29 protein-coding genes and 1 tRNA gene are annotated in these 26,962 nt (G+C 67.4%); 23 read left to right on the forward strand and 7 right to left on the reverse strand.

The annotated features are described in order from the left end of the window. Positions 1-46: 46 nt before the first annotated feature. The gene (locus E5A74_RS17325) at positions 47-916 is read left to right on the forward strand and encodes an RcnB family protein (protein WP_135986884.1); all 870 of its coding nucleotides are present in this window, start codon (positions 47-49) and stop codon (positions 914-916) included. Between the two features lie 132 nt (positions 917-1,048). Here E5A74_RS17325 and E5A74_RS17330 read toward each other — a convergent pair whose 3' ends face one another. Continuing rightward, positions 1,049-2,329: a M20/M25/M40 family metallo-hydrolase gene (locus tag E5A74_RS17330; protein WP_135986885.1), complete on the reverse strand. Its 1,281-nt coding sequence runs from the start codon at positions 2,327-2,329 to the stop codon at positions 1,049-1,051. A gap of 13 nt (positions 2,330-2,342) precedes the next feature. Continuing rightward, positions 2,343-2,798 (reverse strand): universal stress protein, encoded by a 456-nt coding sequence (locus E5A74_RS17335; protein ID WP_135986886.1) that lies wholly within the window; start codon positions 2,796-2,798, stop codon positions 2,343-2,345. A 136-nt stretch (positions 2,799-2,934) separates the two neighbouring features. On the opposite strand from E5A74_RS17335, the gene E5A74_RS17340 reads away from it, so the two are divergent. The 12 genes from E5A74_RS17340 to E5A74_RS17395 all read left to right on the forward strand — a co-directional run bounded on the left by E5A74_RS17340 (position 2,935) and on the right by E5A74_RS17395 (position 12,648). Next, positions 2,935-4,236, forward strand: coding sequence for a pyruvate dehydrogenase complex dihydrolipoamide acetyltransferase (locus E5A74_RS17340; protein ID WP_135986887.1), 1,302 nt, complete (start codon positions 2,935-2,937; stop codon positions 4,234-4,236). A 10-nt stretch (positions 4,237-4,246) separates the two neighbouring features. After that, positions 4,247-4,537, forward strand: a complete 291-nt coding sequence (locus E5A74_RS17345; RefSeq protein WP_240699865.1) for a hypothetical protein — start codon at positions 4,247-4,249, stop codon at positions 4,535-4,537. Further along, positions 4,530-4,928, forward strand: coding sequence for an acyl-CoA thioesterase (locus tag E5A74_RS17350; protein WP_135986888.1), 399 nt, complete (start codon positions 4,530-4,532; stop codon positions 4,926-4,928). Before E5A74_RS17345 ends, E5A74_RS17350 begins: the two co-directional genes overlap by 8 nt. Beyond that, positions 4,928-5,728 (forward strand): hypothetical protein, encoded by an 801-nt coding sequence (locus tag E5A74_RS17355; RefSeq protein ID WP_135986889.1) that lies wholly within the window; start codon positions 4,928-4,930, stop codon positions 5,726-5,728. The genes E5A74_RS17350 and E5A74_RS17355 overlap by 1 nt, the downstream gene beginning before the upstream one ends. 15 nt (positions 5,729-5,743) lie before the next feature. Continuing rightward, entirely contained in the window at positions 5,744-7,144 is a 1,401-nt protein-coding gene (lpdA, locus tag E5A74_RS17360; RefSeq protein ID WP_135986890.1) for a dihydrolipoyl dehydrogenase, read from the forward strand. Positions 7,145-7,403: 259 nt separating this feature from the next. Beyond that, positions 7,404-8,081 carry an RBBP9/YdeN family alpha/beta hydrolase gene (locus E5A74_RS17365; RefSeq protein WP_135986891.1) on the forward strand — a complete coding sequence of 226 codons (678 nt, stop codon included), beginning with the start codon at positions 7,404-7,406 and terminating at the stop codon, positions 8,079-8,081. A gap of 244 nt (positions 8,082-8,325) precedes the next feature. After that, a complete protein-coding gene (locus E5A74_RS17370) occupies positions 8,326-8,712 on the forward strand; it encodes a MerC domain-containing protein (protein WP_240699866.1) in 387 nt (128 codons plus the stop codon). A 41-nt stretch (positions 8,713-8,753) separates the two neighbouring features. Continuing rightward, positions 8,754-9,215, forward strand: a complete 462-nt coding sequence (locus tag E5A74_RS17375) for a Fur family transcriptional regulator (protein WP_135986893.1) — start codon at positions 8,754-8,756, stop codon at positions 9,213-9,215. Positions 9,216-9,341: 126 nt separating this feature from the next. Continuing rightward, on the forward strand, positions 9,342-11,267 hold the full coding sequence (dxs, locus tag E5A74_RS17380; RefSeq protein WP_135986894.1) for a 1-deoxy-D-xylulose-5-phosphate synthase: 1,926 nt from the start codon (positions 9,342-9,344) through the stop codon (positions 11,265-11,267). Then, complete coding sequence (locus tag E5A74_RS17385) at positions 11,260-12,009, forward strand: helix-turn-helix domain-containing protein (RefSeq protein WP_240699867.1); 750 nt, start codon at positions 11,260-11,262, stop codon at positions 12,007-12,009. Before dxs ends, E5A74_RS17385 begins: the two co-directional genes overlap by 8 nt. A gap of 67 nt (positions 12,010-12,076) precedes the next feature. Continuing rightward, a complete protein-coding gene (locus E5A74_RS17390) occupies positions 12,077-12,448 on the forward strand; it encodes a plasmid mobilization protein (RefSeq protein WP_135986896.1) in 372 nt (123 codons plus the stop codon). Next, the gene (locus tag E5A74_RS17395; RefSeq protein ID WP_135986897.1) at positions 12,445-12,648 is read left to right on the forward strand and encodes a hypothetical protein; all 204 of its coding nucleotides are present in this window, start codon (positions 12,445-12,447) and stop codon (positions 12,646-12,648) included. Before E5A74_RS17390 ends, E5A74_RS17395 begins: the two co-directional genes overlap by 4 nt. 6 nt (positions 12,649-12,654) lie before the next feature. Here the strand turns inward: E5A74_RS17395 and E5A74_RS17400 are convergent, their stop codons facing one another. Then, positions 12,655-13,920, reverse strand: a complete 1,266-nt coding sequence (locus E5A74_RS17400) for a glycoside hydrolase family 172 protein (RefSeq protein ID WP_135986898.1) — start codon at positions 13,918-13,920, stop codon at positions 12,655-12,657. A gap of 123 nt (positions 13,921-14,043) precedes the next feature. Between E5A74_RS17400 and E5A74_RS17405 the strand changes: the two genes are divergently transcribed. From E5A74_RS17405 to rpsI, 5 genes are all read left to right on the forward strand, one after another. After that, positions 14,044-15,063, forward strand: a complete 1,020-nt coding sequence (locus tag E5A74_RS17405) for a COX15/CtaA family protein (protein WP_135986939.1) — start codon at positions 14,044-14,046, stop codon at positions 15,061-15,063. Then, on the forward strand, positions 15,060-15,374 hold the full coding sequence (gene cutA / locus E5A74_RS17410; RefSeq protein WP_135986899.1) for a divalent-cation tolerance protein CutA: 315 nt from the start codon (positions 15,060-15,062) through the stop codon (positions 15,372-15,374). The genes E5A74_RS17405 and cutA overlap by 4 nt, the downstream gene beginning before the upstream one ends. Then, a complete protein-coding gene (locus E5A74_RS17415; RefSeq protein ID WP_135986900.1) occupies positions 15,374-16,222 on the forward strand; it encodes a hypothetical protein in 849 nt (282 codons plus the stop codon). Before cutA ends, E5A74_RS17415 begins: the two co-directional genes overlap by 1 nt. Before the next feature lie 137 nt (positions 16,223-16,359). Beyond that, entirely contained in the window at positions 16,360-16,839 is a 480-nt protein-coding gene (gene rplM, locus E5A74_RS17420) for a 50S ribosomal protein L13 (RefSeq protein WP_135986901.1), read from the forward strand. Continuing rightward, complete coding sequence (gene rpsI / locus E5A74_RS17425) at positions 16,839-17,378, forward strand: 30S ribosomal protein S9 (RefSeq protein ID WP_135986902.1); 540 nt, start codon at positions 16,839-16,841, stop codon at positions 17,376-17,378. Before rplM ends, rpsI begins: the two co-directional genes overlap by 1 nt. 152 nt (positions 17,379-17,530) lie before the next feature. On the opposite strand, the gene E5A74_RS17430 is transcribed toward rpsI, so the two are convergent. Then, positions 17,531-17,917 (reverse strand): hypothetical protein, encoded by a 387-nt coding sequence (locus tag E5A74_RS17430; RefSeq protein ID WP_135986903.1) that lies wholly within the window; start codon positions 17,915-17,917, stop codon positions 17,531-17,533. A gap of 288 nt (positions 17,918-18,205) precedes the next feature. On the opposite strand from E5A74_RS17430, the gene E5A74_RS17435 reads away from it, so the two are divergent. From E5A74_RS17435 to E5A74_RS17445, 3 genes are all read left to right on the forward strand, one after another. Then, the gene (locus E5A74_RS17435) at positions 18,206-19,888 is read left to right on the forward strand and encodes a DUF1800 family protein (RefSeq protein ID WP_135986904.1); all 1,683 of its coding nucleotides are present in this window, start codon (positions 18,206-18,208) and stop codon (positions 19,886-19,888) included. Positions 19,889-19,899: 11 nt separating this feature from the next. Continuing rightward, positions 19,900-21,279, forward strand: coding sequence for a DUF1501 domain-containing protein (locus tag E5A74_RS17440; RefSeq protein WP_135986905.1), 1,380 nt, complete (start codon positions 19,900-19,902; stop codon positions 21,277-21,279). Positions 21,280-21,340: 61 nt separating this feature from the next. After that, positions 21,341-21,781 carry a bleomycin resistance protein gene (locus E5A74_RS17445; protein WP_135986906.1) on the forward strand — a complete coding sequence of 147 codons (441 nt, stop codon included), beginning with the start codon at positions 21,341-21,343 and terminating at the stop codon, positions 21,779-21,781. A gap of 140 nt (positions 21,782-21,921) precedes the next feature. Here the strand turns inward: E5A74_RS17445 and E5A74_RS17450 are convergent, their stop codons facing one another. Further along, positions 21,922-22,668: a metallophosphoesterase family protein gene (locus tag E5A74_RS17450; RefSeq protein ID WP_135986907.1), complete on the reverse strand. Its 747-nt coding sequence runs from the start codon at positions 22,666-22,668 to the stop codon at positions 21,922-21,924. Beyond that, entirely contained in the window at positions 22,665-23,513 is an 849-nt protein-coding gene (locus E5A74_RS17455) for a diacylglycerol/lipid kinase family protein (protein ID WP_135986908.1), read from the reverse strand. The genes E5A74_RS17450 and E5A74_RS17455 overlap by 4 nt, the downstream gene beginning before the upstream one ends. A gap of 110 nt (positions 23,514-23,623) precedes the next feature. Between E5A74_RS17455 and E5A74_RS17460 the strand changes: the two genes are divergently transcribed. After that, a tRNA-Gly gene (locus tag E5A74_RS17460) sits at positions 23,624-23,697 on the forward strand. A 53-nt stretch (positions 23,698-23,750) separates the two neighbouring features. Here the strand turns inward: E5A74_RS17460 and E5A74_RS17465 are convergent. Beyond that, positions 23,751-25,268: a right-handed parallel beta-helix repeat-containing protein gene (locus E5A74_RS17465; protein WP_166745618.1), complete on the reverse strand. Its 1,518-nt coding sequence runs from the start codon at positions 25,266-25,268 to the stop codon at positions 23,751-23,753. Positions 25,269-25,537: 269 nt separating this feature from the next. Here E5A74_RS17465 and E5A74_RS17470 point away from each other — a divergent pair, with 269 nt between their 5' ends. Then, complete coding sequence (locus E5A74_RS17470) at positions 25,538-26,929, forward strand: M20/M25/M40 family metallo-hydrolase (RefSeq protein ID WP_135986910.1); 1,392 nt, start codon at positions 25,538-25,540, stop codon at positions 26,927-26,929. The last annotated feature ends 33 nt before the right edge of the window (positions 26,930-26,962 follow it).

A 26,962-nucleotide genomic window follows, 5' to 3' on the forward strand; every position in this document is an offset into this window, starting at 1 on the left:
TCTTCGCAAGCGCGAGCATGGGGGCTTGCACGAAGGAGTGAGCGAAGTGCGCAGCTATTGCTTGGCAGCGGCGGTGATCGCCGGGATCGCGGGCGCGACGCCCGCGATGGCGCAGCGCGTGTGGCAGGATGGCCGCTGGGTGGTGATGCCCCGGCACAGCGCGCCGCAGGTGACGCGGAACGATCGCCATCGCTGGCAGATGGTCGACGGGCGCTGGGAAGCGGGTTTCCGCGCGCCGGGCGGCTGGAACGCCTATCGCCGGATGCACCGCGGCGGCACGCTCCCGGGCTTTTGGCGGGAGCAGGATTTTCGCATCGACGATTATCTGAGCTTCGGGCTCGCCGCGCCGCCGCACGGCTATGGCTGGGTGCGCTATTATGACGACGCGGTGCTCGTCGACCGTGACGGCCGGGTCTGGGATTCGATCGACGGCATCGCCTGGGGCGGCGCGGCGGCGAGCGCGAGCGCCGGCTTAGCCAGCGCCGAGAGCCGCGCGGGGCTAGGCGCGCCCTATCCCGCGCCGCGGATCGAGCCGGTCGATCCTGATGACTATTATTATGACGACGGCCCGCGGCGCCACGACATGCCGCCGTCCCCGCCGCCTTTTGCCGAGCCGGCGCCCTATCATGGCCCGTACCCGGGGGGGTATGCACCATCGGTGGCGCCGCCGCCGATGGTGCAAATGGCCCCGGCCTGCCCGCAATTCTGCGGCGGCTGGCAAGGCGGTTATTCGGGCATGACGTGGCAAAACGGCGCATGGGTCGGCAACTATGGCGCAGGGACGACCGTGGTGGTCATCCCCGGCGCGACGACCACGACCACCGTGACCGAATATGTCGAGCGCGTGTCGACGAGGACGTGGCGCCGCCCGACCAAGCGGCTGGTGCGCAAGCGCGTCAGCTGCGGCTGCCGCTGAGGCGCGGCTTCGAGTCACCCTATTTCGTCACCCCCCGCGAAAGCGGGGGCCCATCTCGCAAGCCCGCGGCAAACGCCGTCGACTTGCGCCAAGGGGGACCCGCGTTCGCGGGGATGACGTCCTGACCGGCCTCTAGCGCTGGCGGCCGCCGAAGGTCACCAGGCTCTCCGACCCATCGGCCCCCAACGCCGAGACGCCGACGAAATGGTCGTCGACCACCACGCCCTCCAGCGTGGCCTGGTTCGCCTTGACGTCGACATGGTGCTGCCAGTCCTGCGCGTCGGCGCGGCGCCAATGGACGCGGTAGCCCAAGGCGCCCGGCACCGGATCCCACGCCACCGAGGTGTCGCGGGCCAGCGCGCCGCCGATCGTCACCCGCGCCGGCGCGGCGGGCGCCTGTGCCAGCCGGCGGATCGTCGCGACGTTGATCGCCGTCACCTTGGCAAGATAGCCGAAATCCATCCGGTCGACGGTGTCGCCATAGACCCGGCCCTTCTCGGTGCGCAGATCCTGATGCTGCGCGTCGTAATTCTCGACGCCCACCGTGAAGCGCACCGCCGGATAACCCAGCTTGAGGAAGGGCGAATGATCGCCGCCGCGTCCGAATCGGTCGGGCCGGCGGACCAGCACGGCGTCGAGACCCTTGGGAAGCGCGCCCGCGACGCCGTCGATCGCCTTGGCCAGCGCGCGCGACGGCCCGTCATCCTCGCCGCCATCGGCGCGGCGGGCGAGTTGCGCGTCGAGCGACTCGACCTGACGGATGCCCTCGGAGAAAACGCGCACCCGATCGGCGACGCGCACCCCATCCTGCCCGATTGTGTTGCCGACGATATCGTTGTTGAGCACCGCGCTGACCGTCCAGCCGCGCTCCTTAGCGGTCTCGGCGAGCAGCTGGCCGCCGAACAGCCCCTGCTCCTCGCCCGAGAGCGCGGCATAGACGATCGTCGCGTCGAACTTCTCCTTCGACAGGATCCGCGCCGCCTCGAGCACCAGCGCGACTCCCGAGCCATCGTCATTGGCACCGGGCGCGTCCGAAATGGCGTTCATCGGATCGCTCACACGGCTGTCGATATGGCCCATCACGATGACGACGCGTTTCGGGTCGCGGCCCGGCTGGAAGCCGAGCACATCGACCACCTCGACGCCCTTGGGCGCGCGGTCGTTGACGAAGGTCCGGGCGACGTTCGCGATCTCGATGCACCGGCAGTCCGCGCCGATCCACGTCAGTTCGCCGGCGAACCAGCGCCGCGCCGCGCCGATGCCGCGAGTCGGATGATCGGTGTCGGAGAGCGTATGACGGGTGCCGAAGCCGACCAGCTTCTCGACGTTCGCCTTGAGCCGCGCCGGATCGGGTTGGGTCTGCGCGACGGCAGGGGTGGCGAGCAGAAGCGGCAGGGCGGCAACAAGGCGCATCGGGTCTCCGGCGTCAGCTCAGCCGGTCGATCGCGGCGACGTCGAGCGAGCCGGGGATGATCATCACCGGCACGCTGAACGTCCCCGCATCGGCGCCACTGAAATGGGTGACCAGCTTGCCCGGCGGGCCGCTCGGCGCGGCGCCGAGCACCAGCGCGGCGATGTCGCGATTGGCCGCGATCATCTCACGGACCACCTTGGCGCCGTCGCCCTCGCGCACGGTGATCGAGGGCTTGAGCCCCGATTCGGTGAGCAGAGTCCCCGCAGCACGCGTGACCAAAGCCTCGGCGCGCTGGCGCGCCTCTTCCTCGATCGTCGCCATCACCCCGCCCCACTGGACGAATTCCTGCTGCGGGATGAGCGCGAGGATCTCGACGCTGCCGCCGGTCTTCACCGCGCGCCGCGCCGCGAAGCGCAGCGCGATCTCCGATTCCGGCGTTTCGTCGATCACCACCAGATAGGTGCGCATGGATGCATTCCCTGTTCCACGCGTTGACTGCCCGCTCATTCTGCCCCGCGCAAGCCCAACGGTCTTGACCGACGCCGTAGCGGCGGCAAAGGGGGAGCGAGCCTTATCCCCCAAGGGACCAACGACGGGAACCTCCATGTCGATCGAAATCAAAATGCCTGCGCTTTCGCCCACGATGGAAGAGGGTACCCTCGCCAAATGGCTGGTGAAGGAAGGCGACACGGTGAAGTCCGGCGACCTCCTCGCCGAGATCGAGACCGACAAGGCGACGATGGAGTTCGAGGCCGTCGACGAAGGCGTGATCGGCAAGATCCTCGTCGCCGAGGGCACCGACAATGTGAAGGTCGGCACGGTGATCGCCGTGATCGCCGGCGAAGGCGAGGACGTCTCCGCTGCCGCCGCGCCCGCCGCTTCGCCTGCGCCGACTCCGGCGCCCGCGCCCAAGGCGGAAGCCGCGCCAACTCCGACTCCGACGCCTGCCCCCACGCCCACCCCGGCGCCCGCGCCCGCCGCGAGCGGCGAGCGGATCAAGGCGAGCCCGCTCGCCAAGCGCCTCGCCGCCGAGAAGGGCCTCGACCTTGCCGGCGTGACCGGCTCGGGTCCGAACGGTCGCATCGTCAAGGCCGATCTCGAGGGCGCGAAGCCCGGCGCCGCGCCTGCCGCGCAGCCCACGGCCGCGGCTCCGACCGGCGCTCCGGCGCCCGCCGCCGCGCCGGCCGAGCACAAGCCGGTCTGGTACGACGAGAGCATCCCGCACGAGGAAGAGAAGCTCTCCAACATCCGCAAGACGATCGCGCGCCGCCTCACCGAGTCGAAGCAGACGATCCCGCACATCTATCTCACCGTCGACATCCGCCTCGACGCGCTGCTCAAGCTGCGTGGCGAGCTCAACAAGGCGCTCGAGCCGCGCGGGGTGAAGCTCTCGGTCAACGATCTGCTGATCAAGGCATTGGGCGTCGCGCTGATCCAGACGCCCAAGTGCAACGTCACCTACACCGGCGACAAGCTGATCAAGTACAGCCGCGCCGACGTCTCGGTCGCGGTGTCGACCCCGACCGGGCTGATCACCCCGATCATCCGCGATGCCGCCGGCGTCAGCGTCTCAGCGATCTCGACGCAGATGAAGGACCTCGCCGGCCGCGCGAAGGAAGGCAAGCTCAAGCCCGAGGAATATCAGGGCGGCACCGCGTCGCTGTCGAACATGGGCATGTTCGGGATCAAGCAGTTCGAGGCGGTGATCAATCCGCCGCAGGGGATGATCATGGCGATCGGCGCGGGCGAGAAGCGCCCGTACATCGTCGACGACGCGCTCGGCATCGCCACGGTGATGTCCGCGACCGGCAGCTTCGATCATCGCGCGATCGACGGCGCCGATGGCGCCGAGCTGATGAAGGTGTTCAAGGAGCTGGTCGAAGCCCCGATGGGCATGATCGCCTGAGGCGGCGGCCATGCGTGGCTTCCTCCAGGTGATCCGCATCGCCGCCGGGCTCGATGTCGCCGCGAACAGGTCGGTGCGCGTGCTGCTCGAGGTCGCGCACATCCTGATCGGCGTGTTCGCCGCGGCGCTGATCGCGCGCGCCGCCGCCTGGTCCTATCCGCGCGCGACCGACGACATCTGGCTCGTCGCCTATGCCTGCATGGCGGCGGTGGTGGTGATGGGCATCGGCCCGGTGCGCCGCGCCGTGACCGACGATGCCTCGCCGCTCGCCGCCAACGCCGAGGATACCGCCCATGGATGAGCCGGCGACCCCGCCGATCGACAAGCAACCGGCGATACGGGTGAGCACGATGCCGGCCGACGCCAATGCCTATGGCGACATCTTCGGCGGCTGGCTGATGGGGCAGATGGATCTTGCCGCCGGGCTGGTCGCGGCGCGCCATGCGCGCGGGCGGGCAGTCACCGTCGCGGTGGAGGGGATGAAGTTCCACGCGCCCGTCTCGGTGGGCGACGAAGTCTCGGTGTTCGCCGACATCGTCAAGGTGGGGCGCACCTCGATGACGATCGACGTCCAGTCGTGGCGCCGCGCGCGCCATTCCGAGGAAAGCTGCCTCGTCACGCAGGCGCAATTCGTCTTCGTCGCGATCGACGAGCACCGCCAGCCCAGGGTCGTGGACGGTGGCACGCGCTGATGCCCGGATCGGCCGCCGAGCGCGCCGTCACCGTCTCACTGGTGAGCGGCGCGCTGTTGCTCGCGGCCTTTGCGATCGTCGCGGCAATGCGCGACTGGATGCGCGCCACTCCGCCGAAGACCGGCTCGATCGGGCGGCGCGTGCTGCAGACGATCGGCCTGATCCTGTTCGGCGCCGCGCTGCTGGCGATTCCCGGTTTCATCGCCGCGACCATCGGCACGGCGATTCTCGCGGCGGGCGCCCCGCTGACGGCATTGCTGCCGCTCATCCTCGCCGGGGTGGTCGGTCTCTGGCTGGCGCAGCGTTCGAGCGACCATGGCATGGAGGGATGCACGCGGCTGATCGCGATGCTGGTCTCGGCCTATGTCGCGGTCTGGGGGCTGACCGCGCTGGCAATGACGTGGCGCGGCGGGCCGCATTCCCTTCCGCTGGCGCTGCTGAGGCCTTTCCTCGCCGCGCTGCCGATCGCGTTGCTGCTCGGGTTGGTGACGCGATCCGGCACGAAGCTCCGCTCGGGCGCGCTGGCGCTGGTCTTCGTCGCGACTTGGGCGGCGATCTGCTTCACCACCGTGGAACTCGGCCTGTGGGGCGGATTGCTGCCGGCGGGCATTTGGCCGCGCTACGCGCTGGCCGGGGCGATCGGGGTTGCTCCCCTGGCCTGCCTGCCGCTGGTGGGGCTGCGCAATCGAAGATCGAAACAGGATTGGCGCGGACCCGTGGCGTTCGCCGTGATGCTCGCCATCTTGGGGATGATAACCGGCCTGGTCTGGGCCGCGGCGGGCGTGCTGCTCGCCGAATGAAAGAGGAACAATCCGTTGGCTGACCAATACGACCTCATCGTCCTCGGCTCGGGGCCCGGCGGCTATGTCGCCGCGATCCGCGGCGCGCAGCTCGGCCTCAAGGTCGCGATCGTCGAGCGCGAATTGCTCGGCGGCATCTGCCTCAACTGGGGCTGCATCCCGACCAAGGCGCTGCTCCGCTCGGCCGAGATCTTCCACTACATGCAGCACGCCAAGGATTACGGCCTCGCCGCCGAGAAGATCAGCGCGGACATCGAGGCAGTGGTCAAGCGCTCGCGCGGCGTCGCCAAGCAGCTCAATCAGGGCGTCACGCACCTGATGAAGAAGAACAAGATCGCGGTGCATTTCGGCGAAGGCAAGCTCACCGGCAAGGGCAAGCTCCAGGTCACCGACAAGGACGGCAAGAAGACCGATCTCGAGGGCAAGAACATCCTCCTCGCCACCGGCGCGCGTGCCCGCGACCTGCCCAACCTGCCTGCCGACGGCAAGCGCGTGTGGACCTATCGCCACGCGATGACCCCGCCCGAGATGCCGACCAAGCTGCTGGTCATCGGCTCGGGCGCGATCGGGATCGAGTTCGCCAGCTTCTACAATGACATGGGCGCCGATGTGACCGTGGTCGAGATGCTCGACCGCATCGTCCCCGTCGAGGATGCCGACGTGTCCACCTTCCTCGAAAAGGCGCTCAGGAAGCAGGGGATGAATATCCTCACCAGCGCCAAGATCGACAAGATCGAAGCGAGCGCGAGCGGCGTGAAGGCGACGATCACCGGCAAGGACGGCAAGCCCGTCGCCGGCGAGTATAGCCACGTCATCGTCGCGATCGGAATCGTGCCCAACACCGAGAATATCGGGCTCAAGGAGCTCGGGGTGAAGGTCAACGACCGCGGCTTCCTCGAGACCGATCCGGCCTGCAAGACCAACGTGGACGGCCTCTACGCGATCGGCGACATCACGGCGCCGCCCTGGCTCGCGCACAAGGCCAGCCACGAGGGCGTGATCGCGGTCGAGGCGATCGCCGGCAAGCATCCGCACGCGATGGACCCGCGCAACATCCCGGGCTGCACCTATTGCCATCCGCAGATCGCGTCGGTCGGCCTCACCGAGGCCAAGGCCAAGGAGGCCGGCTACGAGGTCAAGGTCGGCAACTTCCCCTTCATCGGCAACGGCAAGGCGATCGCGCTCGGCGAGGCCGAGGGCTTCGTGAAGACGGTGTTCGACGCCAAGACCGGCGAGCTGCTCGGCGCGCACATGATCGGCGCCGAAGTCACAGAGCTGATCCAGGGCTATACGATCGGCAAGACGCTCGAGACCACCGAGGCCGAGCTGATGGAGACGGTCTTCCCGCACCCGACCTTGAGCGAGATGATGCACGAATCGGTGCTGGGGGCGTACGGACGCGCGCTGCACATCTGATCCATCCAATCCTCCCTCGCTTTAGCGGGGGAGGTGTCACGCGCAGCGTGACGGAGGGGGCTTCTCCACGCGCGGTTCGCTTGGGGATAGGCCCCCTCCGTCGCCTTCGGCGCCACCTCCCCCGCTAAAGCGAGGGAGGACTTTTTTGTAGAAATCACCTCGCCGCATCCGGGCAGCAATTCGGCGCAGCCCTTATTGCCCACTAATTCGATAGGATATAAATAGCCATTCCGGCCTCCCTCCGTCGGAGTGGAAACAAATGTCTATCTTCTCGCCTATCGACGCCGAATCGCCGATCATCCTCACCGTCCCCGGGCTCGGCGGCTCGGGGCCCTCGCACTGGCAGACGCTCTGGGAGCAGTCACGCCCCGACACCCACCGGGTCGAGCTCGGCATGTGGGATTCGCCGCATCGCAACACCTGGGTGACCAAGCTCGACCAGGCGATTCGCAACGCCCAGGCCCCGGTCGTCCTCGCCGCGCACAGCCTCGGCTGCCTCGCGGTGGCGTGGTGGGCCGAGCTTTCGGGGCAGCCCTTTGGCTGGCCGGTGGCCGGCGCGCTGCTCGTCGCCCCCGCCGATGTCGATCGCGAGACCGTGCGGCCCGAGCTCGCCGCCTTTCAGCCCAGCCCCACCAGGCCGCTGCCCTTCCCCTCGATCGTGGTGGCGAGCAACGACGATCCGTGGATCTCGCCCGAAAAGGCGCGCGGGCTCGCTTCGGGCTGGGGCAGCTTCTTCGTCGACGCCGGGCCGCAGGGCCATCTCAACGCCGCCAGCGGCATCGGCTGGTGGGAAGAAGGCCAGGCGCTGCTCGACAAGGTGCTCGACGCCGCCTCCGATCGCACCGGGCGGGTGCGCTCGGCCAACGATGCGCGCACGCTGCTCGCGGTGAGCGCAACCGAGGCGGCGCAGGCGCATTATTATGGTGAGCGCGTATGAGGTCTGCACGCCTCGACGCGATCACCTTCCACGCCGGCGCAGCCGGGGTGGAAAACGCGCCGCTACCTCTTACATAGGTAGTAGCGGGCGTGGCCGGGTGACGTGCCCTAGAGCGTCACTCGGCCTACGTCCCAACCCCCTTCCGCACAGCATCGCAGCGCCGCCGCATTCGATTCGTCGCAGCGGCGAACGGCTCGCCGGATGATATATTGTACCTTCATATATTCCGGCCTATATGACGCGCATGCCGGTGAGTCTTCCACTAGTCCGCTTCTGGGGCGGTATCGATGCGCGATTCGATCGCATCGCGATGGGGCTCAGCGGGCTTTGCCTCGTCCATTGCGTCGCGACCACGGTATTGCTGACCGTTTTGTCGTCGGCCGGCGCGCTGCTCCATCCGGCGATCCACGAAGTCGGCCTCACCCTCGCGATCGGCTTCGGCATCATCGCGCTCGGCAAGGGCGTGCTCTCGCACGGCTATATGGCCCCGGCAGTGGTCGGCGCCTTCGGAATCGGCATCATGGCGGGCGCGCTATCGCTCCCGCATGGCGGCTTCGAGATCTTCTGGACGCTGATCGGCGTCAGCCTCGTCGCGCTCGGCCACGATCTCAACCGCCGCGCGACCTACTGAGCCAGCTTGCCGCGGAGCCCCCGGCTCCCTAAATCTGTCCCATGCACGCGCACGATCATCACGAGCATCATGGCCGCGACCTGACGCACGCCGCTAAGGCGACGCTCGAGAAATCGGGCGAGCAATGGACGGCGATGCGCGAGCGCGTGTTCGAGGCGCTCGCCGGGTTCGACAAGCCGGCCTCCGCCTATGACATCGCCGAGTCGGTGTCGAAGGCCGAGGGTCGCCGCGTCGCCGCCAACAGCGTCTATCGCATCCTCGATCTGTTCGTCGGCTCGAACCTCGCGCGGCGAGTCGAGAGCGCCAACGCCTATGTCGCCAACGCGCATCCCGATTGTCTGCACGACTGCATCTTCCTCGTCTGCGATACGTGCGGGCAGACCACCCATATCGACGACGACACGATCACCAGGACCGTGCGCACCGCGGCGAAGAGCGCGGGCTTCTCGCCGGTGCGCCCGGTGATCGAGGTGCGCGGCAAGTGCGCCGACTGCGAAGACTGACCGGCGCTCAGCCAAAGCTCATCTTTCGCTCATGACGGCCGCCGGCCGCCAATGCCACGGCCCCGCGGCGCGCAACCACGCACGCCGGCAATCGACACCGCCAAGGTGCTGGAGTAAGTGCCCATAATGGCTGATCTTCCGAACACGCCGTTGCTCGACACCGTCGACACGCCCCACGACCTCCGCAAGCTGAAGCCCGCCGACCTCCGCCAGCTCGCAGACGAACTGCGCGCCGAGACGATCAGCGCGGTGGGCAGCACCGGCGGCCATCTCGGGTCGGGACTCGGCGTCGTCGAGCTCACTGTCGCGATCCACTATGTGTTCGACACGCCCGACGATCGGCTGATCTGGGACGTCGGCCATCAATGCTATCCGCACAAGATCCTGACCGGGCGCCGTGACCGTATCCGCACGCTGCGCCAGGGCGGCGGCCTCTCCGGCTTCACCAAGCGCAGCGAGAGCGAATACGACCCGTTCGGCGCCGCGCACTCGTCGACCTCGATCTCGGCCGCGCTCGGCTTCGCGGTCGCCAACAAGCTCGCCGATCGCCCGGGCAAGGGCATCGCGGTGATCGGCGACGGGGCGATGAGCGCGGGCATGGCCTATGAGGCGATGAACAACGCCGAGGCCGCGGGCAACCGCCTGGTGGTGATCCTCAACGACAACGACATGTCGATCGCGCCGCCGGTCGGTGGACTCTCCGCCTATCTCGCGCGGACAGTCTCCTCGTCCAACTATCTCGGCCTGCGCAGCCTCGCCAAGCGTGCGATCCGCCGCATCTCGAAGCGGGTCCACAACGCTGCCGAGAAAGCGGAGGAATTCGCCCGGGGGATGGTCACCGGCGGCACGCTCTTCGAAGAGCTCGGCTTCTATTATGTCGGTCCGATCGACGGCCACAATCTCGATCACCTCATCCCCGTGCTCGAGAATGCGCGCGACAGCGAGCATGGCCCGATCCTCGTCCATGTCGTCACCAAGAAGGGCAAGGGCTATGGCCCGGCCGAGGCGGCGGCGGACAAATATCACGGCGTCCAGAAGTTCGACGTGATCACCGGCGCGCAGGCCAAGGCGCCGCCGGGACCGCCTTCCTATCAGAACGTCTTCGCCGATCAGCTCATCAAGGAGGCCGATGCCGATCCGCGGATCATCGCGATCACCGCGGCGATGCCCTCGGGGACGGGTCTCGACCGCTTCGGCAAGGCGCATCCGGACCGTACCTTCGACGTCGGCATCGCCGAGCAGCACGCAGTGACCTTCGCTGCGGGACTCGCCGCGCAGGGCATGCGGCCGTTCTGCGCGATCTATTCGACCTTCCTCCAGCGCGCCTATGACCAGGTCGTCCATGACGTCGCGATTCAGAATCTGCCGGTGCGCTTCGCGATCGACCGCGCGGGTCTGGTCGGCGCCGATGGCGCGACGCATGCCGGCAGTTTCGACGTCACCTATCTGGCGACGCTTCCCAATTTTATTGTGATGGCCGCGGCCGACGAGGCCGAGCTAGTCCATATGACGCACACTGCGGCGTTGCATGACGACGGCCCGATCGCGGTGCGCTATCCGCGCGGCAACGGGGTCGGCATCGCGCTCCCCGCGGTTCCCGAGCGGCTGGAGATCGGCAAGGGCCGCGTGGTGCGCGAGGGCAAGACCGTGGCGATTCTATCGCTGGGAACAAGGCTGGCGGAGGCCATCAAGGCCGCCGATGCGCTCGAGGCCAAGGGGCTCTCGACGACCGTCGCCGATCTGCGCTTCGCCAAGCCGCTCGACGAGGATCTGATCCGCCGGCTGCTCACCAGCCACGAAGTCGCGGTGACGGTCGAGGAAGGCGCGATCGGCGGGCTCGGCGCGCACGTCCTGACCATGGCGAGCGACCAGGGTCTGATCGACGCAGGCCTCAAGCTCCGCACGATGCGCCTGCCTGACACCTTCCAGGATCAGGACAAGCCCGAGCTCCAATATGCCGAGGCCGGGCTCAACGCCGAGCATATCGTCGACACTGTGCTCAAGGCGCTCCGGTACAACGAAGCCGTCGTCACCGACGGAGCCCGTGCCTGATCTATCGCCGCTGAACCCTGCCGAGCGCGAAGTGCTGGGCCTGCTGGCGCAGGGCCATACCGCGAAGAGCATTGCCAGCCTCACCGGCCGCTCGATCGGCTCGGTCAACGAGCGGCTGCGCGAGGCGCGGCGCAAGACCGGGGTGGGTAGCAGCCGCGAATTGGCCCGGCACTGGGCACAAGAAAATCGGGACGAGCAAATCGGAGTGGCGCCGGTGAATACGCCCGGCACAGCCTTGCCTCCGGAAGCCGCGCCGGGTGTTGCGGGCGGCAGAGGCAAGGAGTTGCTCGTCATGATTCCGATCGCGATTACTGCCGTGCTGGCCTTCACCCTGTCGTCGCAAGATCCCCCCAAAGCGGCGCCCGATCCGCTGGTTGGCGATCTCGTTGGCTTGACCGTGGACACGCCGGCGAAGTTCTACGAGCGCCTGCGGGCCGAAACACGCGATGCCGCTTGGGCTCCCGGAACGGAGCAACAATTGAGGCTGCGGTTCGCCGCCATCACAGGCGTGGCCAAGGATTCTCTTCGGGTAACCTGCGCCACGACAATCTGCGAGGTCGCCGGTGTGCTGGAGGGCGCAAACGCGGATGCGCTCAACCGCGTTTATCAGGAAGTGCAGGGCAGCACCCTTCGTGACGATCTCTCGCGCTTTGGTCTCGCCAGCGGTGCGATGGGTTTCGGCGGATCAGGTTCGAGCAGCGCCAGCAGCCGCTTCGTGGCGTATTGGACGCGCAAGAGCTGAGCCGCAACGCCGGCCCGGGCCACGATCCAAATTGAAAACCGTACATGTGCATGTTATGTACATGCACATGGCTACACAGCTTTCCGATCCGCGATCGAGCCGGGTGGTGGTGCTGGTTTCCTCCGCCGAAAAGCGACGGATCGCGGCCAATGCCGAGGCGGCCGACATGAGCGTCAGCGACTTCATGCGCACCGCCGCCGAACGGTACAGCGAACCGACGCCTGCCGAACAGGCGCTGATGCGCGATCTGCTGGCGCAGCTTGAGGAAGCGAATGCGCGCACCGAGGCGGCGATGACCGAGCTTGAAGCGACGCGCGCCGCCGCCAGCGCGTTCGACGAGCAGGCCTATCGCGCGAAGGTGCGCGAGGAACTGCTCGCACGGACAGATATCGACTGGAACGCCCTGTCCGCGGCGCTCGCTGGCGGCACCGCCCAATGAGCTTCTGGACCGACGCGCTCCGCGCGCTTCAGCAGGTCACGCTCCTCCAGCACAAAGTCGAGCAGGCGCTGACCACCGCGGAAGAAGCCCGGCGCCATTCGATCGAGACGCGCGAGCGGCTCATCCGGCTCGAGACGCTCATCGACCTCGCGATGAAGCGGCCGGCGTCGCCGCCCCCGCTCCAGCTTCCCGAGAGCTGAGCCGCGCTATTGCCCCGGATTGCCCGGCTCCGCTGCCTTCTTTTCCGGCGGCGCGGGCGGGCGCAGCGCCGCCAGCCGCTCTGCCGCCGGCGCCAATGCGGGCAAATCGCTCACCGGCTTGTCGAGATAGAAGAACGCCACTGCCGACACGTCGTCGCTGCGATAGAAGTTGGTCCAGCCGTTCGGCAGGCCGGGATCGGTGACTTGCTTGCCCGAGCTCAGCAGCTGCTGGAAATTGGTGCGCTGGCCGGGATCGATCGTCACCGGCTTGAGCTTCGCGCCGGCGTTGAGCAGGCCGATCACCTTGTCCTTGGGCCAGCCTCCGATCTGTTGCAGGTCGACGCGCACATCGCGATCGAAGAAGATCGGATCGGGCACGTGGAAGCGATAATAGGTCCAGCGCCCGCGCGGCTCGTCGGCCACCAGCGAGCCCTGGAAGCGATTGACATAGGCGCCCTGTCCCCAGCCCGTGCCGATATAATCCTCGGTCCCGGTCCCGACGAGTGTCGCATTGGGGCCGTCGCCGTCGAGATAGATCTTGGCCTCGCCCTCGCCCCACCAGCTCTTGCCATAAGCAGGATCGGTGAGCGTGGTGACGATCGAGCCGAGGAAGCGCCCCTTGCCCGTGACGCGCGGCAGCACCTGGAAATCGCGTCCGAGCGCGGTCGCGCGGGTGCGGCTCCAGTAAGCGTGGAGATAGAGCGCGTCCTTCGGCGGCGCTGCCATCTCACGATAGTTGACGTCCCAGAAGATCAGGTTGAGCTGCTTGCCCGATTCATTGGTGACGACCACGCGCGCGCCCTTGCGGAACGGCATCGGCAGATAAGATACATAGGAGCGCCCTTCCGGGCTCGCGACCAGCGCGGTCTCCATCGGTACCAGCGCGCCTGCGCCCGCGCCGAAAAAGTCGCCGAGGGGCACCGACACCGCCGGCTTCGCAGCGCCGTCCCAGTAGATGTCGAGCCGCAGGCCGCGGAGCATCTCGGGCGAGCGATCCTCGGTGGTGATCCACATTCGGTCGATGATCCCGGCGCCGCGCATGTCGGCGAGGGTGATCGAGGCGCCCGCCGGCAGTGTGTCGAAGGCATGGCCCTTGCCACCACGATTCTCCCGGCCGCCCGCGCCCCGTGCCGCCTCGCGATTCTCGGGGCTCGCCCAGCGCGGCCGCCCGTCCTGCTGAAAGCGATAGAGCGTCCCATCCTGATCCTGCGCCGCGGCATGCGCGCTGACGGCGACGAGCAGCGCCAGACCGGCGTAGCGAAGGATTTGCATCGCACTCTCCCGACATTCTATTTATCAGATCATTCTTACATATCGATCCAGCTTGGTCGAGCCAGACCCGCGCGGATGCTGGCTTTTGACCAAGGCAGCGCCTAAACCACTGCGGTGCTCCAGATGACCTCCGCCACCGCCCGTCCCCGCACTCTCGCCGCATGGCTGTTCTTCGTGGCCGCACTGATCGTCGCGATGGTGGTGATCGGGGGTATCACCCGGCTCACCGAGTCCGGTCTGTCGATCACCCAGTGGAAGCCGATCTCGGGGATCGTCCCGCCGCTCAACGACGCACAGTGGCAGGCCGAATTCGCCAATTACCGGCGCATCCCCGAATATCAGCAGCTCAACCAGGGCATGACGCTCGCCGGGTTCAAGGCGATCTTCTTCTGGGAATATCTCCACCGCCTGCTCGGCCGGCTGATCGGCCTTGCTTTCGCGCTGCCGCTGCTCTGGTTCGCGCTGCGCCGGCGGATCCCGCACGGCTATGGCTGGCGGCTGGTCGCGCTGCTCGCGCTCGGCGGACTGCAGGGCGCGATCGGCTGGTGGATGGTCCAGTCGGGGCTCAGCGTGCGCACCGATGTCAGCCATGTCCGGCTCGCGGTGCATCTGCTCGTCGCCCTGTTCACGCTCGCCGGGATCGTCTGGACCGCGCTCGATCTGCGCGCGCTCGCCCGCAATCCGCAGGCGCGTCCGGCCCGGCTGACCGGGCTCGGTCTGCTCGCCGGGGCGATCCTGTTCGTGCAGTTGCTGTTCGGCGCGCTGGTCGCCGGGCTGAACGCCGGGCTGGTGACCGATCAGTGGCCGCTGATGAACGGCCGTTTCTTCCCCGGCGCCACCGTCGCGGGCCGGCCCGTCCTCGATGCCTTGTTCAACGATCCGGCGATCGTCCATTTCGTCCATCGCTGGTGGGCCTGGATCGTCGTCGCCCTGCTGGTCGTGCTCGCGCGCGCCGCCCGGCGGATCGATCGCCGCGCCTCGGTCGCGATCCACAGCGCGTTCGGGCTGCAGATCCTGCTCGGCATCGCCACGGTGATGAGCGGAATGAACCTCACGCTCGCCGCGCTGCACCAGCTCACCGGCGCGCTGCTCGTCATCGCCACGACCTGGGGCATGCACGTGATCGGCAGCCGGCGCGGATGAGCGACGTCGCGATTCTCTACGCGACCTTCCCCAGCCGCGGCGATGCCGAGAGCGTCGCCGAAACCGTCCTCGCCGACCGCCTCGCAGCCTGCGCGAACATCCTCACGCCCTGCACCTCGATCTATCGCTGGCAGGGCGCGATCGCGCGCAGCGACGAGGTCCCCGCCCTGTTCAAGACGACGCCGCAGCTGGCCGAGCGGCTGCGCGCACGGATCGAGGCGCTCCATCCCTATGACCTCCCGGTGGTCGCGCTATGGCCGGCGGCCGCGGCAGTCGCGGTGAGCGACTGGGTCGCGCGCGAGACCGGCTGATGCTCGTCGCCGCGCTCCTGCTCCAGGCGAGCGTCGCGGCCCCGGCCTTCGCCCCGCCGCTCGATGCGCCGCTGCGCATCGTCAGCGAGCGCACCGAGAGCGCGCAGGGCGAGCGCCAATACCGGCTCGAGCGGCTGGTGCGCTTCAGCCGCGAGGGCGCAGGCTTTCGCGCCGAAGCCGTCCTCGTCCGCCAGAGCAGCGCCGCGCCCGAGGCACTCGGCAGCCTCGTCGAGCGCGGGCTCGCGGCGCTCGCCGGGCGCATCGTGGTGCTGCACCTCGACGCCAGCGGCACCGTCGTCTCGGTCGACGACATGACCGCATTGTGGGACCAGCTCTGCCAGGGCATTGCCGCGGCCGCCGCGAGCCGCAGCCCCCTCGCGCCCGGAGAAGCCGATGGCCTCGCCGCCAGGCTGGTCGGCCCGCTCCGCGCGCTTCCCGCCGAACGTCAGCGCGCGCTGCTCGCCACGCTCGTCACCGCCGCGATCATGACCGACGCGTGGGATCCCGCCGGCGCCGCCGCGCCGGTCCGCCTGCCGGGCGTCTCGCCGTTCGGCACGCCGGTGACGCTCGCCGGCACCCGCAGCACCGAAGCCGCCGCGGCCGGGCTGTTGCGGGTGCGCACGCGCGCCTCGGCCGAGGTCGCGCTCCCCGCCCAGGGCGCCGCGCCGGCGCGCAGCGGCACGGTCGCGCTCGATCGTCACCGCGTCTTCGATCCGCGCACCGGCATGCTCGCCGACGCGATCGACACGGTGCGCAACACCAGCGGCGCCGGCGCCGCGGCGCGCGAGACGGTGATCGTCACGCATGTCCGCATCGAGCCCGGTGACGTCGCCGCCTGGCCTCGCTAGCGCCATGGTATCATAATACCCGTCAGCAAAGCCCCCGATTTGCTTGACTTTCGCGAGGCTCTCAGCCAAATGCCCGCTCGACCGCGCTGGCCGCAAGGCTGGCGCGCTTGCGTTTCATACTCGAAAGGTCACAGGCCATGAAGGCGCTGATGAAGACCACCAAGTCGGTGAAGCCGGCCGAGGTGGAGAAGAAGTGGCATCTCGTCGATGCCGAAGGCCTCGTGGTCGGTCGCGCTGCGACGATCATCGCCAATGTGCTGCGCGGCAAGCACAAGACCAGCTTCACCCCGCACGTCGATTGCGGTGATAATGTCGTCGTGATCAACGCCGACAAGATCCGCTTCACCGGCAAGAAGCTGGGCCAGAAGGTCTATTACAAGCACACCGGCTATGCCGGCGGCATCAAGGAAATCACCGCGGGCAAGGTGCTCGAGGGTCGTTTCCCCGAGCGCGTGCTCGAAAAGGCCGTTGAGCGCATGATCCCGCGCGGCCCGCTCGGCCGTCAGCAGATGCGCAACCTGCGCATCTTCGCCGGTTCGGAGCATCCGCACGCCGCGCAGAACCCCGAAGTCCTCGACATCGCGTCGATGAACCGCAAGAACAAGGTGGGCGCATAATGTCCGACAACCGCCAGTCCCTCTCCGATCTCGGCTCGATCGCCGCCGGTGAAGCGCCCGCGGGCGTTCCGGCCAGCGCCGACGAGTATCTCAGCGCCCCGGCCGCTCCGGTCGTGTCGAACACCCCGCTCCGCGCGCAGGAGATCGACAAGCTCGGCCGCGCCTATGCGACCGGCCGCCGCAAGGACGCCGTCGCCCGCGTGTGGCTCAAGCCGGGCACCGGCAAGATCACGATCAACGGTCGCGATCAGGAAGTCTATTTCGCGCGTCCGACGCTGCGCCTCGTCATCAACCAGCCGTTCGGCGTCGCCGAGCGCGAGGGCCAGTATGACGTGGTCTGCACCGTCAAGGGCGGCGGGCTTTCGGGCCAGGCCGGCGCCGTCAAGCACGGCATCAGCCAGGCGCTGACCCGCTACGAGCCGGTGCTCCGCGCCCCGGTCAAGGCGGCAGGCTTCCTGACCCGCGACAGCCGCACCGTCGAGCGCAAGAAGTACGGCAAGGCCAAGGCCCGCCGCAGCTTCCAGTTCTCGAAGCGCTAAGCGGTCCTTCACAGGCAACGAAAGGGCGGTCCGGCAACGGGCCGCCCTTTTCGTTTGCGCCGTTCGCCACCCGATCCCGGACATTCCGGGCCGCAAGAGGGTGCCAAGGGCTGCCATCCCCTTCGGATCGCCTGCCCGTGACACAGCGGCGCCTAAGCGGGCACAGGGTCTGTCGACCAGAGGAACGGTATCGAGCCGAGGACAAAGCCCAGCAATGCGGTTTGCAGGAGCAAAGCGATTGCCAGGTCAGGTACGCCCAAGCTCAGCCAGGCAAATATATTGGCGGAAACATCGGTGATCATGACGGCGACCGCCAGCGTCAGCCCCGCGCGACGCCGGCCAGATGCGATGAGGACGACCACGAGGGCGTCAAGGATGAGGAGCGACGTCCAGAAAGCTTCCAGCAGGGGTGGCCCCCAAGCATAAGGGCGCCATCCTCTCGCGTGGAAATCGCGGGCATGGCTCAGCGCGCCGATGCTGAAGCAGGCCATGTAGATCGCCAGAACGATCCGCGCCTGATAGTTGGGCCTCTGCTTCATATCGCCCGGCATAGCTCGGCTGTCGTCCGCTCTCCAGTTGTCCCGGCTGACCGCCCCCTGGCGTCGAACCCTGCGGCTTCGGACATTCGCCGCCACCTTGCCGGACTCCACCGGGTGGCCTCAGGCTCCCGCCTCGGGCCCCGACCGAATATGCCGGCGCGCAGATTCGCGCCCCGCGCCCCTCTCCCTAAAATTTTCTTAGCCATTCCTGTAAGTTGCCGGATCACCCTCTATGTTTATGCATAGGAGTGCAGGTTGCGCGCGCGCGCAGCGGCGGGGGATCATCCAGTGTTCAGAGCAGGCGTATCGACTGCGCTCGGCGTAGCGCTTCTCACCATGCTGTCCGCATGCGACGGCGGCGGTGGCGCCGGCGGCGGCGGTTCCGCCGGCGGCGGCGTGGTATCGGTTACCCCCGCCCCGGCGCCCGCCCCGAGCTTCACCGAAGCCGATGCCGCGCGCTTCGCCAAGCAGGCGAGCTTCGGCCCGACTCCCGCGCTGGTCGCGCGGATCAAGGGGCTCGGCGTCAGTGCCTGGCTCGACGAGCAGTTCGCCGCCACCGGCAGCACCTATGCCGATCTCGCCGTCGAGGTGCGTCGCGATTTCTGCACCAGCGGCGACACCGTCTGCGCGCGTCAGCATTTCTCGCGCGTCCCCGCCGCGTCGCGCTTCTACGCCGATGCGGTGATGGCCCCCGATCAGTTGCGCCAGCGCGTCGCCTTCGCGCTCGGCCAGATGATCGTCGCCTCGGAAGCCGAAGTGAATTCGGCTGCGGGTATCGCCGCGTTCAACCAGATCTTCCTCGACAACGCCTTCGGCAATTTCCGCGACGTCCTCGCCCGGGTGACGATGCTCGGTTACATGGGCGACTATCTCGACATGGCCGACAGCAACAAGTCGGCGCCGTCGGAGAATTATGCCCGCGAATTGCTCCAGCTCTTCTCGATGGGCCCCGACCAGCTCAACATGGACGGCACGCCCAAGCTCGACGGCACCGGCGTGCGCCAGCCCAACTACACTCCCGAAGACATCCGCGGCGTCGCGCGCGCGCTCACCGGCTGGACCTATGCCCGGGTCGGCGGCGCGGCGATCACCGATGGCAATGCCCGCGACTATTCGGCGCCGATGATTCCAGTGGCGAACCGCTATGACAGCACCGCAAAGGCGTTTCTCGGCACCAATGTCGCCGCCGGCGCGACGCAGGAGGCGAGCGTCGCCGCGGTGGTCGACGCGGCGTTCAACAACGCCTCGACCGCGCCCTTCGTGTCGAAATTCCTGATCGCCCATCTCGTCACGCCCAACCCGACCCCGGCCTATGTCGGCCGCGTCTCGGCGGTGTTCGCCAACAATGGCAGCGGCGTGCGCGGCGATCTCAAGGCCGTGGTCCGCGCGATCCTGACCGACGCCGAGGCGCGCAATGCCCCCGGCGCCGCCGCGGGCAAGGTCAAGGAGCCGGTGCTGCTGATGACCGGCCTCGCCCGCGTCATCGGCTTCACCACCGATGGCTATGCCTTCGTCAACCGCGACACCAGCCTCGCCCAGCCGGTGATGCGCGCGCCGTCGGTGTTCAACTTCTACCCGCAGGATTATCCGCTGCCCGGCAGCACCACGCTGCGCAGCCCTGCGTCGAAGCTGCTCAACACCTCGAACGTGCTGCGCTGGCACAATTTCGTCTATGACTGGACCGTCGGCGGCGATGCCACGCGATCCGAATATACCGTCAGTTCGGGCCTGCCCGGCTCGTCGCTCACCCAGCCGCTGTGGAGCGATTGGGAAGCGCTGGATCTCGACGCGGTGGTCGCCCGGATCGATCTGCTGATGTTCGCCGGCACGCTGACCCAGCCGCAAAAGGATGCGCTCAAGGCCGCGGGTGCTGCGATCACCAACGCCGATCCGGCGGTGCAGGCCCGCAAGCGCGCCCAGATGATGCTCTATGCCGCGGGGTCGAGCCCGCTCTTCCTCGTCGATCGCTGAGGGAAACCCGAATGACCTTGTCCCGCCGCGATTTCGTTCGCCTCGCCGCCGGCACCGGCGCGATGGCCGCCATGAGCCAGCTCGGCCGCATGAGCGCGATGGCCGCGCCCAATGGCAGCTATCGCGCGATGGTCGGCATATTCCTGTTCGGCGGCAATGACGGCTGGAACATGGTGATCCCCACCGACGCCCGCCACGCCGCCTATCTTGCCGCGCGCGGATCGGTCGGCATCAAGGCGCCGGCGCTGACGCCGCTGACCAATGCGAGCTATGCGCTCCATCCGGCGATGGCGGCGCTGCGCCCGCTCTGGGACGAAGGCAGCCTCGCGCTGGTGCTCAACGCCGGCACTTTGTTCGCCCCGCTGACCAAATCGACCTGGCAGTCGCGCCCCGATCTGCGCCCGACCAATTTGATGAGCCATGCCGACGAGCAGGCGCATTGGCAGGGTCTGCGCGCGCGCGACGTCAGCATCGACGGGTTCATGGGCCGGATGACTGATCGCATGGCGTCGACCGCGACGCCGTCGATGATCTCGCTCGCCGGCTCGAACCTCGCGACGATCGGCCGCACCAGCGCCGCGCTGGTCCTGCCCTCGACCGGCACGCTCGGCCGCAGCGGCTATAGCGGCGCGGGCAACGCCGCCAACCAGGCCAAGAACGCCGCGATCGACGCGCTCGCCAACGGCGCCGGCTATGGCGCGATGACCGAGGCCACCGCGCGCGACATCGTCGGCGCCTATGGCCAGGCGACCACTGCCAACGCGATCATCAGCGCGACCAGCGCGATGGACGGCTATTTCGTCAATCCCGACACCGGCGCGGCGCTGACCAGCGACGTCGCCCGCCAGCTGATGCGCGTCGCCCGGATGATCGCGGCACGCTCGACGCTCGGCCATGATCGCCAGACCTTCCTCGTCAGCCAGGGCGGCTTCGACAATCACTCGGGTCAGGTCGGCGGCGGCAACAACGATACCGGCACGCACGCCAATCTGCTGCGCGATCTCGCCATGGCGCTTGCCGCCTTCCACCGTGCGATGCAGTCGATCGGCATGGGCGAGAACGTCACCGCCTTCACGATGAGCGATTTCGGCCGCACCTTCAAAGGCAATGCCCAGAACGGCACCGATCACGCCTGGGGCAGCAACCATCTCGTCGTCGGCGGCAATGTCGCGCCGGGGGGAATCTTCGGCGCCTATCCCGATCCGGTGCTGGGCGGCGCGAACGACATCAGCAACGAAGGCCGCTTCGTCCCCGCCGTCGCGCAGGAGGAATATATCGGCGCGATCGCGCGCTGGCACGGCGTCAGCGAAGCCGACATGCCCTATGTCTTCCCCAATTGGTCGACGTGGAGCGGCGGCGGCCGCGGCCCGTTAGGGTTGTTCCGCGCTTAACGGCGTTCCGCTACGTTCCTTCCACGTCGCGCAGCTATCTGCGAGAAAGAGGGAGCGGCGCATGGAACTTCACTACCGCGGCATCGCGGGCTCGGATATCATCGATGCGGGAGGAGCCCCCGTGTCGAACTTCTATCGCATCACCCCTTTCATGCACGTCCCCGATATCGAGGCGGCGGTGGCTTTCTTCACCGGGATCCTCGGCTTCGAATGCCGCTTCCGGCAGGGCGTCTATGCCTATGTCCAGCGCGAGGCCGCGGCGTTCCGGTTGGTCGAGAATGTCGGCGACGAAGGCGCCCCCCCGGGCAATCGCCGCTTCGCTTATTATGTCGACGTGCAGGATGTCGACGCGGTCGCCGCCGAGCTCCTGCCCAAGGCGTCGCAGCTCAACGACGGCGACCTCTATGGCCCGGTCGACCAGATCTACGGCCAGCGCGAATTCATGGTGGTCGCGCCCGACGGCAACCTGCTGGTGTTCGGACAGGACCTGACGCGGAGCTGATGGCCTTCACCAATCTTCCACCGTCACCCCGGCCTTGTGCCGGGGTCCACGAAGCGGTCAGCGAGAAACAAGAGGCGTGAGGGAATAGCCCGCCGCACCGTGGGCCCCGGCACAAGGCCGGGGTGACGGAGCCTCGGCGCCTACAGCGCGACGCTTCCCTCGCCCTTGAACCGCGCCACCGTCTCGAAGCTGCTCCCCTCCACCCGGATCTCGTTGAACGAAGGCGGCTTGTCGCGCACCCGTTCGGAGAGCGTTCCGGCGCCGATCAGCCGCACCGTGCGCCCGCCCACCTCGTGCGCGATGTCGAACGGGTCGTGGACATGTCCGGTGAGCACCGCATGCGCGCCCGCGGTCGCCAGCGCCGCCAGCGCTTCGGGGCCGTGGCGGGTGTGCGAGGTCGCACGGGTGCCGGCCTCGATCAGCGGATGGTGCGCGGCGATGAAGATCAGGTCGCCCTGCGGCACCGCCTCGACCAAAGCGAGCGACTCCTGCAGCGAGCGCGTGCTGACATAGCCCTTGGCCCAGTTGAGCCGCAGCTGGAATCGCGCGGTCGTCTTGAGCGGCACCACCGCGATGCCCTTCACGTCGAGCGGCTTCTCGATCATGTGCTCGAGCGCCTTGTAGCGCTTGTACGGCGTCACGAAGCGCGCCCAGAGGTTGAAATAGGGCAGGTCGTGATTGCCGACCTCGACCGTCACCGGCCGGCCGAGGCTCTCGAGCCATTTCGACGCGGCCGCGAACTCGCTGGCGCGCGCGCGCATCGTCAGGTCGCCGGTCATGATCACCGCGTCGGGCTGCTCTTCCTTCACCTTGCGGCCGAACCAGTCGATCGCCTCGCGGTCCTCGCGGCCGAAATGGACGTCGCTGACGTGAAACAGTCGGGTCATGGCGCCGGTACCTCCTCGTCGCTGCGGGTGGCGATGAACGTCTCGAGGCTCTTGCCCGAACGGATCGCCTCGTGCGGCTGGAGCGTCACCGGCTCGCCGTCGAACAGCGCGAGCACCGGCTTGTGGCCGCGCAGGCGCAGTTCCTGCGTCCAGCCTTCGCTCACGGCGTGCGCGGCGATCCAGTCGCCGCTCAGCCAGTCCCAGCCCAGCTGGACGATCGACTTCCAGTCGCGCGCGTCGACCGCGGCAACCTCGAGCCCGTGCAGGTCGGGCGTGACGAACACCGCCTGATAGGCATCGCCGAGCCCCTGCGCGCCTTCGACCCGCACCCCGTGCTCGCCGAAGGTCTTGCGCCACGCGCCGCGCGCGGCCGCGAGCAGCCGCCCGATCTTGCCCTTGCGCACCGCCTCGCGCGCGCGGAACCACGAAGCCGCGGGGCCGAGGATCAGCCCGACGAACGCGCGGTGCTTGCCGGCGATGACATAGGGCAGCGCCACCCGCCGGTCGCATTGCCGCGCGGCGTGGACGATCTTGTGCGGGTCGCTCTCGCTGTGCAGTCCCTTGGCGAGCAGGTTCATCGTCCCGCCGGGCAGGATCAGGAAGGCGCCTTGCCATTTCTCGAGCGCGCAGAGCGCCGCGTTGATCGTCCCGTCGCCGGCGAACAGCACCACGGTATCGACCCCGGCGCGGTCGAGCTCGTCGGCCTCGGGCAGCTTCTGCTCGGGAAATTCGGTGCGCCCCGCCAGCGCCAGCCCGCTCTCGTCGAACACCGCTTCGAGCGCCTCGCATTTGGCGCGGGTGGCGGTGCCCGAATTGGGATTGGTGATGAACCACAGCGTCTTCATGCCCCGCGCAACGCGCGAAGCCGCATTTGGTCGCTTCCCGAGCGTAACGACATAGCGCACGCATTCGCGGATTGACCGCCGCCCCTGCGCTGTGGCAACCGGGCTGCCGCGCGGGTGTAGCTCAATGGTAGAGCAGAAGCTTCCCAAGCTTACGACGAGGGTTCGATTCCCTTCACCCGCTCCATCTCCGCTCGCTGGCAATGCACCCGCGGGAACGAGCGTCCAGCGCAGAAGCCCTTAGAGCCTCGCAAGCAGACCGCTACCGGTCGAGCCGGTCAGATCGACCTCTCGCCGGCCACTCCCGACAACGTTGCCCTCCATTCTCAGCCCATGAATATAGCGAGCAACGACAGGCTTGCGGCCCGGGACGCGACCCGGGCTGTCGTCGGTCAGTTCGTTATATTCGATCTGGACGTTCTGAAGTTGATAGCCAGGCTCGCCGAACCCCACGATCATGATCCCGTGACCGAGCGCGTTGCGGATCTTGTTATTTCGAATCGTCAGATCGGCGACCCCATGCTTTTCATAGCGCCGGGCGGCGATTGCGGCCGCATTTTCCCCGCCAAAGGGGTAGCCCACGCTCCACTCGATGACATTGTCGTCGACGAGACAGCTTCGGGAGCCTGATACATATCCGAGCACGATTGCCGAATGGAGAAGGACGCCCGGAATAGTGGCGTCCCCGCTGTTCCGGATCTGGTTGCGGGAAATCACCGCGCTTTCCGCGCCATCGGCATTGATTGCCCCGCCACGAAACTTCTCGATGTAGTTGTCCAGCACTTTAATACCGCGGGTATCCGGGATCATGATCCCCACATCGTGCGCCTGGTGCAGGTTACCAATCAGCGAGTTACCGGCAATGATACTGTCTTCGCTGTAGCGGTTCATCGTAATGCCGCCCTGCCCGAGCGCAGACACCGCCGTCTGTTCGACTTTGCAACCGGTGATGGCATTGTTGTGAATTTTACCAAATTCAAATCCGCCCTCGAAATCAAAGGCGAATCCAAGCGCGCGGAGCTGGGTGTTTTTAGCGATGCATCGATCGACTCGATTGTGTGCGCAGACACCGTTTCGGTCCGTAACATGAAACGCCGCGGCCGTATCACCCATGTTTTCGAAGGTGCACCCGACAACCTCGTTATGGATGCTGGAAGCCATCCCGGCGGCCTGCATCAAAACGCCGGAAAGTCGTATCTGGCGAAAGTGGCTTTCGTGAAGTCGACAGCCCGACGCCCCCCTCGTCCGCACGCCATAAGTCAGATTCTTGAAGTGCGAATTGACGACAGTGACGTTCTTACAGTCCGCACCATTAACACCAATGCATTGCGCTTGGCTCCAGCGATCGTGTCGGGCATCGACGATCTCGTCCCCATCCACATTGACCTGCAGGATGTTGTTGCTCGTAGGGGCGAGGAAATAAACACCTTTCCTCTCCGAGGGATGACGCTTCATCCACGCGTCTTTCTCCATGAAAACGTTCACGCCGTCTCCCAAGGGTATCGTGGTATGCGCGCCATTGTCACGCATGTCCGAATTGTCGACGAGGTAGATGCCCGAAGGAAAATAGAGCGTCTGACCGGGCGCGCATGCTGTGATCGCCCGATTGATTGCCAGCGTATCTATGGTCCGTCCGTCTCCCTTCGCGCCGAAATCCCTTACGTTAACCCGCTCGCCGCTGACCGCCGGCCCAAGGCCATCCCTCCTGCCGCCATGACCTCGCGATATGCTGGCGGGGGCTGCGCTCTGGATCGCCATAAGCGCCAGGCACGCTGAAGCATTTCTGAGAATAGACCTGCGATCTGGGCGTTTCATAAAATCCGAACCAACATCTTTCGCATTGCCAATAGCTGAACCTTCGGACGAAAGGGATGGCTCCACGCGAAGAGAACGGCGGAATCATGCCTGGCGGCTCGACCGGATAGGCAGACCTGCGGATGTAGACCGCCCGCATGCCTTTGCGTATGGAGCAGGGACAAGCGATTCCCTTTCACCCTCTCCAGCCTTCTGATCGGAGCTCCCGCCGCATGCGCCACCTCGCGATCCTTCTCGCCGGGGCGCTCGCCGCCATTCCGGCGCAGGCGCAGAACCTGCCGCAGGCCGAGGCGCAGTCGCTCGAGCTGCTCAAGCGCGGCGTCGCCTTCCGCACCGTCGCCGGCGAAGGCAACCAAACCTTCGACTATGCCAGCTGGCTCAAGGCGCAGCTCGTCGCCGGCGGCTTCGCCGACGCCGATGTGCAGGTCGAGAAGCTCGGCGACACCGCCTATCTCGTCGCGCGCTATCGCGGCACCGGCAAGGCGAAGAACGGCGCGAAGCCGATCCTGATCTCGGGCCATATGGACGTGGTCGAAGCGAAGCCCGCCGATTGGGAGCGCGATCCGTTCACCCCGGTGATCGAGAACGGCTATCTGTTCGGCCGCGGCGCGAGCGACAACAAGTTCGACGTCTCGACCTTCGTCGCCACGCTGATCCAGCTCAAGCGCGAAGGGTTCAAGCCCGGCCGCGACGTCGTGCTGCTGCTCTCCGGGGACGAGGAGACGGCGATGAAGACCACCGCCGCGCTCGCCGGCCAGTTCCACGATGCCGAGCTGCTGCTCAACATCGACGGCGGCGGCGGCGATCTCGACGAGGCCGGCAAGCCGGTGATGTTCGGCGTGCAGGGCGCCGAGAAGACCTATGCCGATTTCGCGCTCAGCGTCACCAATCCCGGCGGCCATTCGAGTGCGCCGCGCAAGCCCAATGCGATCTACCAGCTCGCCGCCGCGCTCCAGAAGATCGAGGCGTATCAATTCCCCGGCCAGGTCAACGAGATCACCAAAGCGAGCTGGCTCGCCAGCGCCGCGCGGACGCCCGATGCCCGGCTCGCCGATGCGATGCGCCGCTTCGCCGCCAATCCCGACGATGCCGAGGCGCGCGCGGTGCTGCGCGCCGATCCGGGCTATGTCGGCCAGACCGGAACCACCTGCGTCGCGACGATGGCCAATGCCGGCCACGCCACCAATGCGCTGCCCCAGCGCGCCACCGCCAACATCAATTGCCGCATCTTTCCCGGCACCGCGATCGCCGATGTCCGCGCGAAGCTGGTCGAGATCATCGGCGATCCGGGGGTGAAGGTAGAAAAGGTCGAGAGCGGATCGGTGCCGAGCGACGCCTCGCCGATCAACCCCGCGCTGATGAAGGTGATCGGCAAGGCGGTGCACGCCCGCTTCCCCGATGTGCCGGTCGTGCCGGTGATGTCCGCCGGCGCGACCGACAGCATGTGGTTCCGCGGCAAGGGCGTGGCGAGCTACGGCGTCAGCCCGCTGTTCATGAAGTCGAGCGACAGCTTCGCGCACGGCCTCAACGAGCGCATCCCGGTGGGCGAGATCGCCCCGGCGGTGACCTTCTACCGCAACGTGATCGCCGAACTCGCAAAATGAGGCTTATCGCAAACGACTCGCAGCTTCTTTGCG

The organism is Sphingomonas naasensis, assembly GCF_004792695.1.
Lineage (GTDB): Bacteria > Pseudomonadota > Alphaproteobacteria > Sphingomonadales > Sphingomonadaceae > Sphingomonas > Sphingomonas naasensis.